Origin of the sequence: Pseudoduganella aquatica (genome assembly GCF_009857595.1) — a bacterium.
GTDB classification, from domain to species: domain Bacteria; phylum Pseudomonadota; class Gammaproteobacteria; order Burkholderiales; family Burkholderiaceae_D; genus Rugamonas; species Rugamonas aquatica_A.
In genome coordinates this window covers 61,881-74,427 of sequence record NZ_WWCU01000032.1, presented here as the reverse complement: position 1 = coordinate 74,427, position 12,547 = coordinate 61,881, and the positions used below count along the sequence as shown (strand labels likewise).

The following is a 12,547-nucleotide window of genomic DNA, read 5'->3' as shown; positions in this document are numbered from 1 at the left end:
TCGCCGGACGGCGCGCCGGCTTGCGCGTCGCGCTGTGCCGTGCCGGTCTGCTGCGCGTCCAGGCCGGGCGCCGGGCGGGCAGGGGAGAGCGCCGCACCGGGCGGCGGGTTCAGGCCGGCGTCGGCGAAGGGGCGCGTGTTCAGGTCGATGCCGCTGGCAGGCAGCGTAGCGGCGTTGAGCATGCGTCCGTCCGTGTAGATATTGCGCTGCAGCCTGTCGCGCGCAGGAAAGTCGAAGTACAGCGCCTGTCCGCCCTCGGCCAGGAACACCCGTGGCCTGTCGTTGCAATTGCCCAGGCTCCAGTGCAGCACGTCGCTGCCCTGGATCGACAGCACCTCGTATTTGTAGGGGCAGTTGCGTTCCTGCGTCTCCAGCACCAGCACCGTGCGCGTACCCATGGGCGTAACGCGCGCCACGCGCGCCGTCACCGCCTTGGGCAGCGGCACCACGCGCATGCTGCCGTTCAGCTTGATCGAGAAAGCGCCGTTGTTCTGCTCGCGGCGCAGTGCCCCTTCGGTGCCGTCCTGCAACTGAAAGGTGGCGAGGGTGGTGCCGAACAGCTGTGCGCTGTCCATCCCCACCACCACGCCGCCTCGGCCGTTCGGCTGCACTGCGCAGCCCGCCAGCAGCACGGCGGCGAGTATCGCCATGCCGGTGCGGCGTCGATGCTGAATTCCCATATTCCCCTAACTTATCAATATGCCATGCATGTTCTGTTAGGCAATATTTTCTCATAATTGCCAATTTATTCAGAATTCTTTCAAGAATTTTTTTAGAAAAGTAGGACAATACGGCAGGAGGAGAATCATCATGGACCGACACTTGCCCGAAGGCGGCCTGGCGCTGGACAGCCTGGCCGAACAAATGCTGCAGCCCGGCGTCAAAGGGCTGCCGCTGACCGAACCCCTGCGCCAGGGCGCCATCCCCGTGCAGCGCTGGAATGTGCTGCGCGGCGACACCAGCTATCCCGTGGCGCTGCTGAAGGAATCCGCGCTGCTGCACAACCTGGACTGGATGCGCCGCTTCTGCGACCGCTACGGCGCGGTGCTGGCGCCGCACGGCAAGACCACCATGAGTCCGCAGCTGTTCGGCGCCCAGCTGGCCAACGGCGCCTGGGGCATGACGCTGGCCACCGCCGCCCAGGTGCAAATCGCCTACCGCTACGGCGTGCGGCGCGTGCTGCTGGCCAACCAGCTGGTGGCGCCGGCCGACATCCGCGCCATGCTGGCGCTGATGAGGGACGATCCCGCCTTCGAGTTCTACGCCCTGGTCGATTCCGAGGAGGGCGTGCAGCGCCTGTCGCGCGGCGTGGCCGAGGCCAAGCTGGCGCGCCCCCTGCCGCTGCTGGTGGAACTGGGCCTGCCCGGCAAGCGCGCCGGCTGCCGCACGCCCGCCGAAGCGATGGCCGTGGCGCAGAAAGTGGCGCGCGCGCCCGGCCTGCAGCTGGCCGGCATCGAAGGCTACGAAGGCCTGCTGCAAGGGCACGACCGCGCCGCCAGCGTGGAAGCGGTGCGCGCCTTCGTGTCCCAGCTGGCCGCCCTGGTGCGCCAGGCGGACGGCAAAAAGCTGTTCGGCGGCGCGCAGATCCTGCTCTCGGCCGGCGGCTCCGCCTATTTCGACCTGGTGGCGCACGGCTTCGCCGGGCTGACCGGCCTGTCGCGCCCCGTGCTGCCGGTGCTGCGCAGCGGCTGCTACCTGACCAACGACCACGGCTCCTACCAGGACCTGACCCACGACATCAGCGCGCGCGAACACGCCGCCGACGGCCTGCGCCCAGCGCTGGAAGTGTGGAGCATGGTCACCTCGCGTCCCGAGCCCACGCTGGCCATCCTCAGCATGGGCAAGCGCGACGCCTCGTATGACCAGGAACTGCCCATCCCGCTGTACCATCACCGCCCCGCGGCGGACGGCGGCACTGAACCCGCCACCTTGCCGCCCGGCTGCCGCATCGAAAAAATGAACGACCAGCACGCCTATCTGCGCCTGCCCGAAGGCGACGCGCTGTGCCGGGAGCTGAAAGTGGGCGACCTGGTCGGCTGCGGCATTTCCCACCCCTGCACCACCTTCGACAAATGGCCCCTGCTGCTGGTGGCCGACGACGCCTATACTGTGCGCTACGCGGTCAACACCTTCTTTTGAAAGACAGCCATGCCTGATTCGAATCCCTCCCTGTTCCCCGCCATCGCCCCGCTGCGCCACGGCATGCTGGCCGTCGACGCGCTGCACACCATCTACTGGGAGGAGGTGGGCAATCCCAACGGCATACCGGTGCTGTTCCTGCACGGCGGCCCGGGCGCCGGCCTGTCGCCCGCGCACCGCCGCTTCTTCGACCCGCAGCAATACCGCGTCATCCTGTTCGACCAGCGCGGCGCGGGCAAGTCCACCCCGGTGGGCGAATGCCGCAACAACACCACCCAGCTGCTGATCGAGGACATCGAGCGCCTGCGCGCCATGTTCAGCATCGAGCAATGGCTGGTGTTCGGCGGCTCCTGGGGCTCCACGCTGGCGCTGGCTTACGGCCAGGCGCACCCCGAACGCTGCCTGGGCTTCGTGCTGCGCGGGATCTTCCTGTGCACCCAGCCCGAGATCGACTTCTTCCTGGAAGGCTCGCGCTGGTTCCACCCGGACGTGTACGACGAATTCGTGGCGCCCATCCCGGCCGAAGAGCGCGGCGACCTGCTGCAAGCCTACGTGAAGCGCATCATGAGCGACGATCCGGCCGTGTACTGGCCGGCGGCGCGCGCCTGGAGCCGCTTCGAAGGCCGCCGCGTGTTCCTGCTGCCGCAGCCCGAGGAAGCCGCGTCGGACGCGATGGACCTGGGCGTGGGCCGCCTGGAATCGCACTACATGGCCAACCTGGGCTTCTTCGAGGACGAGCAGCTGCTGCGCAATGTGGACAAGATCGCCCACCTGCCGGCGGTGATCGTGCAGGGCCGCTACGACGTCATCTGCCCGCCGGTGTCGGCCTGGAAGCTGCATAAAGCCTGGCCCGGCTCGGTGATAAAGATGATACCGGACGCCGGCCACGGCGCCATGGAGCGCGGCATTTCAGCCGCGCTGGTGGGCGCCACCGAGCAGTTCAAGCGCCTGCGCGGCTTCGAGTAAGGCCGCCCGGCCTGTTACACTAGCGTCTGGACCCTGCAAGCGCACACACACGCAATGAATATACAAGTCGGCGATATAGGACACATCATCCAACTGGCGATTGCGCCGGTCTTCCTGCTCACGGGCGTCTGCACCAACCTGATGGTGCTGACCAACCGCCTGGCGCGCATCATAGACCGCTCGCGCGTGCTGGAAGACCGGCTCGACGTCGGCTACAACGACAGCTACCTCAATGAGCTGGACGTGCTATACCGGCGCTCGCACCTGATCAACGTGTCGATCGGCTCCTCCACCGGCTGCGGCCTGCTGATTTGCCTGGTCATCGCCATGCTCTTCATCGGCGACACCACCAACGTCACGCTGGACAAATACATCGCCGGCCTGTTCGTGCTGGCCATGCTGGGCCTGATCACCAGCTTCGTCTACCTGCTGCGGGAGATCTTCATCGCTTCCGCCTCCATGCGCGCGCACCGCCACATGCGCCCACCAACATAGAAATAGAGCACCATGCACGACTATCAACGCCCCCCCACCCTGTACCGTTACGGCGAGCGCAGCGACCTGGAACTGGCCCTGACGCAAGGCCAGTTCATCCTGCACCCGGCCTCGAACTGTTTGACGCTGAGCTTCTCCAAGGCCTGGGACCGCAAGCTGTTCGACCTGTTCACGGCGGACGCCTGCCTGGTGATACACAACACCGAAGAATTCGGCGAGCGCATCCACCGCGCGGTGCAGCGCGCGCTGCCCAGCTGGGCCGGCATCGACGGCGCCGTGGAATACGGCCACCGCGCCGCCCTGGGCGCGGCCTTCACCAAGACGGCGGCCGAGAAGCACGAGCGCGAATGGCAATTCGCCTGGCGCGCCATGCAGGCCAATCTGAGCCTCAATTCGGTGATGATCAAGATCGGCAGCATCGAGCAGTTCGCCGAACTGCGCGGCCCGGACTACGCGGCGCAGTAAGCGCCCGCTAGCGCGGCAGCCCGCCTAGTTGCGGGTGGCCGCCGCATCGGGCTTGTCGATGCGCGCCAGCACGGCGCCCATCATGCGCTCGATGTCGCCGCGGATGATATTCGTGCCCAGCAGTCCGGGCACGTAGAAATTCGGCACCAGCTTGCCGCTGTAGACCACCTTGGTCCCGCCGTCCGGCAGCGGGAACAGTTCCCAGCGCGACTCATAATGCTTCATATCGCCCGAAATCAGGGCGATGTCTATGCTCGACATCGGCGTTTCCGTGGCGCGCACGATCAGGTGGATGGACTTGGACATGAACAGGAAGCGCGCCGTACCGAACTGTTCGATGATGACCTCGTTCCCATTGCGCGACAGCACCCGGCAGGACGCCATGTCCGGCACGAACTCATTCATCCGCTCATAGGTGGTCAGCGTCTTCCAGACGGTGGCGATGGGCGCCTGCACGGTGCCGCTGGCGTCCACCTCGTACAGGTGCAGCGCGTCCTGCGTCACCCGCGCCACGGAAACTTCCAGTTTCGGCAGCTCAAGTTTGGGCGCCTGCGCGAGTAGCGGCGCAGAAATGCTGAATAGCAAAATGGCAAACAATGACTTCATTGTTCCAGCGTAAGGGAAACAATGGCAGAATACAAGCACGGCACAATACGCTTACAAAATAAGTATTTACGTGGGGCCGGAGGGCATTTTAGTAACATTGGTCTAAAGAAAACCGCTCTAATGCAAGACTATCCTGCACGCAACGGTCAACGCTACCAATAATCACAATGACAACTCCAAGCTACCCCCACCTGCTGGCTCCGCTCGACCTCGGTTTCACCACGCTGCGCAACCGCGTCATCATGGGATCGATGCACACCGGCCTGGAAGACCGCTTCTTCAATTACGGCAAGCTGGCCGCCTTCTACAGGGAGCGCGCCAAGGGCGGCGTGGGGCTGATCGTCACCGGCGGCATCTCGCCCAACCGCTCCGGCTGGCTGCTGCCCTTCGGCGGCACGCTCAATTTCCTGGGCGACGTGCCCAACCACCGCAAGGTCACCCGCGCGGTGCACGAAGAGGGCGGCAAGATCCTGATGCAGATCCTGCACGCGGGCCGCTACGGCTACCAGCCCTTCGTGGTGTCCGCCTCCGACCGCAAATCGCCGATCTCGCCGTTCAAGCCGCGCGCGCTGAGCGAGGCCGGCATCCAGGCCACCATCCGCGACTACGCGCGCTGCGCCAAGCTGGCCAAGAAGGCCGGCTACGACGGTGTGGAAGTGATGGGCAGCGAAGGCTATCTGCTGAACCAGTTCCTGTGCGCGCGCACCAATCTGCGCACCGACCGCTGGGGCGGCAGCATCGAGAACCGCATGCGGCTGCCGGTGGAAATCGTCAAGCGCATCCGCGCCGCCGTGGGGCCGGACTTCATCATCATGTACCGCCACTCGCTGCTCGACCTGGTCGACGGCGGCAACACCTGGGACGACGTGCTGGCCGTGGCCAAGGAACTGCAGCACGCCGGCGTGACCATCTTGAACACCGGCATAGGCTGGCACGAAGCGCGCGTGCCCACCATTGTCACTTCGGTGCCGCGCGCCGCCTTCGCCAGCGTGGCGGGCCGGCTGCGGCGCGAAGTGAGCATTCCGGTGGTGGCCTCGAACCGCATCAACATGCCGGGCGAAGCGGAAGACATCATCGCGCGCGGCGACGCCGACATGGTCTCGATGGCGCGCCCCTTCCTGGCCGACCCCGAGTTCGTCGTGAAAGCGGCGGCCGGGCGCACCGACGAAATCAACACCTGCATCGGCTGCAACCAGGCCTGCCTGGACCACACCTTCTCCAACAAGCGCGCCAGCTGCCTGGTCAACCCGCGCGCCTGCCACGAGACGGAGCTGGTCTACAAGCCCGCCGCCAAGCGCCGCAAGGTGGCCGTGGTGGGCGCCGGCCCGGCCGGCCTGTCGGCCGCCACGGTGGCCGCCGAATGCGGCCACGACGTCACCCTGTTCGACTCCAGCGACAGCATAGGCGGGCAGTTCAAGGTCGCCATGCAGATCCCGGGCAAGGAAGAATTCGCCGAGACCATACGCTACTTCAAGCGCAAGCTCGAGCTGACCGGCGTGACCTTGCGCCTGGGCCAGCGCGTCGCGCGCGAAGCGCTGCTGGCGGGCGGCTATGACGACGTGATCGTCGCCACCGGCATCCAGGTGCGCAAGCCGCCGATCGACGGCATAGACCATCCGAAAGTGCTGTCCTACCTGGACGTGCTGGCGCACAAAAAGCCGGTCGGCAAGCGGGTCGCCATTATCGGCGCGGGCGGCATCGGCTTCGACGTCGGCGAATACCTGCTGCACGACACGCGCAAGCCGCTGCCGCTGGCGGTGGAAAGGTGGACCCAGGAATGGGGCGTGGACCTGAAAGCCACCACCGGCGGCGGCCTGGTCGCGCCGCACGCAGAAGAACCGGTGCGCCAGCTCTACCTGCTGCAGCGCAAGACCAGCAAGCTGGGCGCAGGCCTGGGCAAGACCTCGGGCTGGGTGCACCGCGCGGTCCTGGCGCGCAACGGCGTGGTGATGCTGGCGGGCGTGCAGTACAACAAGATCGACGACCAAGGCCTGCACATCACGGTCGACGGCGGCGAGCGCCTGCTGGCGGTGGACAACGTGGTCATCTGCGCCGGGCAGGACAGCCTGGCCGAACTGATGTCGCCGGAAGGCAGCGGGGACGCATCGCCGGCCGGCGGCACCCCGCGCTTCCACAAAATCGGCGGCGCCGCCCTGGCCTCCGAGCTGGACGCCAAGCGCGCCATCAAGGAAGGCGCCGAGCTGGCCGTGAGCCTGTGAAGCGGCGGGTTACGCCGGCCGGCGCCGGCTAACCCGACCTACGATCAACGATCAAACCGTGAACGCGCGAGAACCCGTAGGGCGGGTTAGCGGAACGCGTAACCCGCCAAAGCGCCGCCCGTAACCTTAATGCGCAGCGCCCTTCTGCGCATGTGCAAATTCCTCGCTCACGAATTCGGCCATGCCCTTGGCCAGTTCCTGCTCGCCGATGAAGATCTCGCCGGCGCGTTCCGTGCGCAGCAACTCCGCTTCCTCCTCGCTGTGCGTGCGCACCACGGTCTTGATGCCGGGGTTGAGCGCGCGCGCCGTCTCCACCATGCTGCGCACGTGGAAGGTGTCCGGCGTGGCGATCACCAGCATGCGCGCGCGCGCGATGTGGGCCTGGATCAGCACCGCCGGCTCGCCCGCGTTGCCCGCCACGGCAGGAATGCCGTCCTTGCGCAGCTGGTCCACCACTTCGCGGTTCTGCTCCGCCACCACATAGGGAATGCCCTTGGCAGCCAGCGTGGCGGCGATGCGCCGGCCCACGCGGCCGTAGCCCACCAGCACCACCTGGTCATGCAGATGCTCCTGCGGCACCGACATCGGCAGTTCGGCCAGCGGATCGGCGCTGCGGTCGAATTTGGCGGCCAGGCCGGCGTTGCGGCCGAACCAGCGCTCCAGCGGTTTCACCGCCGCGAACACCAGCGGGTTGAGCGCGATGGAGATGATGGCGCCGGCCAGTATCAGGCTCTGGCCCTCGTGCGGCATCAGCTTGAGCGAAATACCCAGCGCCGCCAGGATGAAAGAGAACTCGCCGATCTGCGCCAGGCTGGCCGACACCGTCAGCGCCGTGCGCAGCGGATAGCGCAGCACGATCACCAGCAAGTAGGCGGCAATCGATTTGCCGAACACGATGATGGCCACCACCGCCAGCAGCTTCAGTGGCTGCTCGGTGACGATGGACGGCTCGAACAGCATGCCCACCGAAACAAAGAACAGCACGGCGAACGCGTCGCGCAGCGGCAGCGACTCCTCGGCCGCGCGGTGGCTCAGTTCCGACTCGCGCAGCACCATGCCGGCGAAGAAGGCGCCCAGCGCGAAGGAGATGCCGAACAGCTTGGTGGCGCCGTAGGCGATGCCGACGGCGGCCGCGATCACGCACAGCGTGAACAGCTCGCGCGAATTGGTGCGCGCCACCTGCCACAGCAGCCAGGGGAAGAGCTTGCGGCCGATCAGCATCATGAAGGCGATGAAGCCGCCCACCTTGCCGAAGGTGATGGCCAGCGTCTGCCACAGCGGCACGGCGGCATCGGCCACGCCGTGGCCGTCGTCGGGCGCGGCGCCGCCCAGCGAGGACGCCAGCGGCGGCAGCAGCACCAGCACCAGCACGGTGACCAGGTCCTCCACCACCAGCCAGCCGACCGCGATGCGGCCGTTGAAGGAATCGAGGATGCCGCGCTCCTCCAGCGCGCGCAGCAGCACCACCGTGCTGGCCACGGACAGCGCCAGGCCGAACACCAGCCCGCCGCCGATGCTCCAGCCCCACCAGTGCGACAGCGCCATGCCCATGCCGGTGGCTGCGGCGATCTGCAGCACGGCGCCCGGCAAGGCGATGCGCCTGACCTCCCACAAATCGTCCAGCGAAAAATGCAGGCCGACCCCGAACATCATCAGCATCACGCCGATCTCCGCCAGCTGCCCGGCCAGCACCGTATCGGCCGCGAAGCCCGGCGTGGCGGGGCCAATCAGGATGCCGGCGGCCAGGTAACCCACCAGCGCGGGCAATTTCAAGCGCGTGGCGATGAAGCCGAATACCAGCCCGAATCCGAGGGCGGCGGCGATGGTGGTGATCAGGGGAATGTCGTGGGGCATGCGTGCGGGGCTCCTGTGAGGGTGAATGATCAACCCAAGGGTAGCACATGCCGGCGCCCAAGCAGGCTGAGCCGCATTTTCCAAATCCGGGGTCTGACCCCGAAATGGAAGGAATGCGGCTCAGCTTGCCTGTAGGAGGAGGACTAGAAGTGTGGGATTACAGCTTGCGGACCACGACGGCGCCGATGGAGTAGCCGGCGCCGAAGGAGCAGATCACGCCCAGCGCGCCGGTCGGCAGGTCGTCCTGGTGCTTGTGGAAGGCGATGATGGAGCCGGCCGACGAGGTGTTGGCGTAGCTGTCCAGTATCACCGGCGCTTCGCCCGGCTCGGCTTCGCGGCCCAGAATCAATTTGCTGATCAGCAGATTCATGTTCAGGTTGGCCTGGTGCAGCCAGTAGCGGCTCACCTGCGGCACTTCCAGCCCGGCGCGCGCGATGCTTTCCTTGATCATCTCGGCGGCCATTGGGCACACGTCCTTGAACACCTTGCGGCCCTGCTGCTTGAACAGCTTGTCCGGCTGGCCCGCGCCCGCTTCGTCGAAACGGTTCAGGAAGCCGAAGTTGTTGCGGATGTTGTTGGAGAAGCTGGTCTTGAGCTTGGTGTCCAGGATCTCGAACTGGTGCTGCGACACCGCCGCGTCCTTGGCTTCGATCACGATGGCCGTGCAGGCGTCGCCGAAGATGAAGTGGCTGTCGCGGTCGCGCCAGTTCAGGTGGCCGCTGGTGATCTCGGGGTTGAGCACCAGCACCGCGCGCGCCTGGCCGCTCTGCACCGCCGCCACCGCCTGCTGGATGCCGAAGGTGGCCGAGGAGCAGGCCACGTTCATGTCGAAGCCGTAGCCGTCGATGTTCAGCGCCTGCTGCACTTCGACCGCCATGGCCGGGTAGGCGCGCTGCATATTCGAGCAGGCCACCAGCACCATGTCGATGTCGGCGGCGCTGCGCCCGGCGCGGTCCAGCGCCTGCTGCGCGGCGGCCACGCAGATCTCGGCCTGCAGCGACAGCTCGTCATCGGCGCGCTCGGCGATGCGCGACACCATGCGCTTCGGGTCGAGGATGCCTTCCTTTTCCATCACGTAGCGCGACTTGATGCCGGACGCTTTTTCAATGAAGGCCACGCTGGACGGTTCCAGCGCCGTCACCGTGCCCGCTTCGATGGCGCCCGCGTTGTCCGCGTTGAACTGCTCGGCGTAGGCGTTGAAGCAGGCCACCAGTTCTTCGTTGCTGATGGAGTTCGGTGGCGTGTACAGGCCGGTGCCGCTGATGACGACTTGTTTCATATTCTTCAATCTTTCTCTTGTGGATAGGGCTGTCGCCTTTTTATTGGAGAAATTCTACACGAACGCTCGTACTAAAAATGAAGAACGGCGCCCCAAGGGCGCCGCAGCTTGCCGGATTGCCGTGGAAACGGACTTTATTTTCGCATGGGGTCCTTGGCGGCGGGGTCCACCACCTGCACCAGCTTCGATTCCTGCTTGGCCAGCTGCACCGGCAGGCCTTTCAGATGGTTCAGCGCCTGCTGCAGCTGGAAGTCCTCGCCGCTGCCGTATTCCAGTGGCTTGCGCTTGCGCTCGGCCGCCAGGATGCGCAGCTGTTCTTCGGCTTCGTCGCGCTTGGTCTTGGCCGCTTCCTGCTCGCGGTCGTTGGACAGGTGCTTGACCAGGTCCGCTTCGCGCATGCGCAGCGCGTTCAGGCCGTCGCCGTCGGCGTTTTCGTCCACCAGCAGTTCCGGCGTGATGCCCTTGGCCTGGATGGAGCGGCCGTTCGGCGTGTAGTAGCGCGCCGTGGTCAGCTTGACGGCGGTGTCGGCCGTGAGCTGGCGTATGGTCTGCACCGAGCCCTTGCCGAAGGTCTGGCTGCCGATGATGGTGGCGCGCTTGTAGTCCTGCAGCGCGCCGGCCACGATTTCGGAGGCGGAGGCGGAACCAGTGTTGACCAGCACGGCCATCGGCACGTTCTTGATCGCCGCCGGCAGCTTGGACAGCGCATCGCCTTCGCTGCGCAGCGCGTAGAACTCGGGGCGGCCGTAGAAGGTCTGGCGCGAGTCCGGCAGCTGGCCGTTGGTCGAGACGATGGCCGCGTCCCTGGGCAGGAAGGCCGCCGCCACGCCGATGGCGCCTTGCAGCACGCCGCCCGGGTCGTTGCGCAGGTCCAGCACCAGGCCTTTGATATGGGGATCTTGCTTGTACAGTTCGGTGATCTTGGCGGCCAGGTCGTCCACCGTGGGTTCCTGGAACTGCGCCACGCGCAGCCAGGCGTAGCCCGGTTCGACGATTTTCGCCTTCACGCTTTTCTGCACGATTTCTTCGCGCGTGATGTGGAACACCAGCGGTTCCGGTTCGTCCTTGCGCAGGATGGTCAGCGACACCTTGGTGTGCGGCTCGCCGCGCATCTTCTTCACCGAGTCGTCCAGGCTCAGGCCCTTGACCGGGGTGGTGTCGAGCCGGGTGATCAGGTCGCCCGCCTTGATGCCGGCGCGGTAGGCCGGCGAATCCTCGATCGGGGCCACGATCTTGATGTAGCCGTCTTCGCTTTGCCCTATCTCGATGCCGAGGCCGACGAACTTGCCCTGCGAGCCTTCGCGCAGTTCGGCGTAGGCTTTTTTATCAAGGTAGGCGGAGTGCGGATCGAGCGAGGCGACCATGCCGGTAATGGCTTCGGTCAGCAGCTTTTTGTCCTCCACCGCTTCCACGTAGTCGGACTTGATCAGGCCGAACACGTCGGCCAGCTGGCGCAGTTCTTCCAGCGGCAGGGCCGGGTCGGCAGGCCGTTGGGCCATGGCGGAGAATTGCAGGGAGACAGCAATGCCGGCGACGACACCCAGGCCAACCAGCCCGGTATTTTTGAGTTTCTTGCCCATGTTTCACCTGTGTCTAGCTGCCGCAGTCATCCTACTGCGCGCAAAAACAGTATAAACCTGATTTCCGGCAAGCTGCGTAGCTCGGCCGTAATTTATCTCGTCTTTACGGCGTTTTACACCACAGCATGATAGGCCGCCAATATTGCGCTTTTATCCCTTCTGTTAAGGCCGCGTTCACGACCGTAAGGAATTGTAAGAGTCCGGGAAGAGCGCAAATCCGCGCCCTACACTGGGTTGGTAGTTCTTCTCAACCCTGTAGTGGTTTTTTGGCCTGCGCACCCTGCGTGGGCTTTTTTTTGTCCGGAGACCCGATGACACGCAACCTGATTTCCCAATACGCGCGCGGCCTGCTGTTCACCACCGCGCTGGCTTTCGCTGTGCCTTCTTTCGCCGTGCCGGTCATGGATATGCGCGCCGAGGATTTGCTGGCCATGGCGACGGACTTCCGCAAGGAGCTGAACCTGACCACCAACCAGGCCACGCTGTGGCAGCAGACCGAGAGCCGCACCAAGGCCTTGCTGCGCGAGCGCAAGTCGCGCCGTGAACGCATGCAGGCCGCGCTGCGCCCGGCGCTGGACGGCAAGGACGTGGAATTGCGCGACCTGGCGGGCGGCCTGGAGGCGGAGGCGGCCGCGTCGGCGGCGGAGGAGAAGCAGCTGCGCGCATGGTGGCTGGATGTCAATGATGCCCTGGATGAAACCCAGCGCAGGCAGGTGGCGGTGTTCCTGGCCGAGCAGATGCAGCGCGTGGAAGGCGGCGGCGAACGCGGCGAGCGTCCGAAAGAGGGCGGCGGCGAAGGGCGCGGCGGCCACAAGGGCAAGGGCGGCATGGGCGGCGGGATGGGAGGCGGCATGGGCGGGCAGGGCGGTCCCGGCGGCCGCTAGGGCCGGTCCTGCTGTTGTATGGCTTGTATCGAAAAGTAAAAAGCGGCCGCCGGCGGGGAC

General features: G+C 65.9%; 11 protein-coding genes. 6 read left to right on the top strand and 5 right to left on the bottom strand.

Annotation, left to right across the window (positions count from 1 at the left end; genetic code table 11):
* Positions 1 to 680: hypothetical protein (locus GTP77_RS22670; RefSeq protein WP_161074424.1), on the bottom strand; the 680-nt coding region annotated here is incomplete at its 3' end.
* A 130-nt stretch (positions 681 to 810) separates the two neighbouring features.
* Here GTP77_RS22670 and GTP77_RS22665 point away from each other — a divergent pair.
* The 4 genes from GTP77_RS22665 to GTP77_RS22650 are packed head-to-tail and all read left to right on the top strand — an operon-like array spanning position 811 to position 4,065.
* Positions 811 to 2,139, top strand: coding sequence for an amino acid deaminase (locus GTP77_RS22665; protein ID WP_161074423.1), 1,329 nt, complete (start codon positions 811 to 813; stop codon positions 2,137 to 2,139).
* Between the two features lie 9 nt (positions 2,140 to 2,148).
* Entirely contained in the window at positions 2,149 to 3,105 is a 957-nt protein-coding gene (pip, locus tag GTP77_RS22660) for a prolyl aminopeptidase (protein ID WP_161074422.1), read from the top strand.
* A gap of 54 nt (positions 3,106 to 3,159) precedes the next feature.
* The gene (locus tag GTP77_RS22655) at positions 3,160 to 3,600 is read left to right on the top strand and encodes a DUF2721 domain-containing protein (protein ID WP_161074421.1); all 441 of its coding nucleotides are present in this window, start codon (positions 3,160 to 3,162) and stop codon (positions 3,598 to 3,600) included.
* Between the two features lie 12 nt (positions 3,601 to 3,612).
* A complete protein-coding gene (locus GTP77_RS22650; RefSeq protein WP_161074420.1) occupies positions 3,613 to 4,065 on the top strand; it encodes a hypothetical protein in 453 nt (150 codons plus the stop codon).
* 24 nt (positions 4,066 to 4,089) lie between these two features.
* On the opposite strand, the gene GTP77_RS22645 is transcribed toward GTP77_RS22650, so the two are convergent.
* Positions 4,090 to 4,671: an SRPBCC family protein gene (locus GTP77_RS22645; protein WP_161074419.1), complete on the bottom strand. Its 582-nt coding sequence runs from the start codon at positions 4,669 to 4,671 to the stop codon at positions 4,090 to 4,092.
* Between the two features lie 167 nt (positions 4,672 to 4,838).
* Between GTP77_RS22645 and GTP77_RS22640 the strand changes: the two genes are divergently transcribed.
* Positions 4,839 to 6,890: an NADPH-dependent 2,4-dienoyl-CoA reductase gene (locus GTP77_RS22640; RefSeq protein ID WP_161074418.1), complete on the top strand. Its 2,052-nt coding sequence runs from the start codon at positions 4,839 to 4,841 to the stop codon at positions 6,888 to 6,890.
* A gap of 126 nt (positions 6,891 to 7,016) precedes the next feature.
* Here the strand turns inward: GTP77_RS22640 and GTP77_RS22635 are convergent, their stop codons facing one another.
* The 3 genes from GTP77_RS22635 to GTP77_RS22625 all read right to left on the bottom strand — a co-directional run bounded on the left by GTP77_RS22635 (position 7,017) and on the right by GTP77_RS22625 (position 11,603).
* On the bottom strand, positions 7,017 to 8,744 hold the full coding sequence (locus GTP77_RS22635) for a cation:proton antiporter domain-containing protein (protein ID WP_161074417.1): 1,728 nt from the start codon (positions 8,742 to 8,744) through the stop codon (positions 7,017 to 7,019).
* A 157-nt stretch (positions 8,745 to 8,901) separates the two neighbouring features.
* A complete protein-coding gene (locus GTP77_RS22630; RefSeq protein ID WP_161074416.1) occupies positions 8,902 to 10,023 on the bottom strand; it encodes a beta-ketoacyl-ACP synthase III in 1,122 nt (373 codons plus the stop codon).
* Positions 10,024 to 10,157: 134 nt separating this feature from the next.
* The gene (locus GTP77_RS22625; RefSeq protein ID WP_161074415.1) at positions 10,158 to 11,603 is read right to left on the bottom strand and encodes a S41 family peptidase; all 1,446 of its coding nucleotides are present in this window, start codon (positions 11,601 to 11,603) and stop codon (positions 10,158 to 10,160) included.
* Positions 11,604 to 11,914: 311 nt separating this feature from the next.
* On the opposite strand from GTP77_RS22625, the gene GTP77_RS22620 reads away from it, so the two are divergent.
* The gene (locus GTP77_RS22620; protein WP_161074414.1) at positions 11,915 to 12,487 is read left to right on the top strand and encodes a hypothetical protein; all 573 of its coding nucleotides are present in this window, start codon (positions 11,915 to 11,917) and stop codon (positions 12,485 to 12,487) included.
* Positions 12,488 to 12,547: the final 60 nt, after the last annotated feature.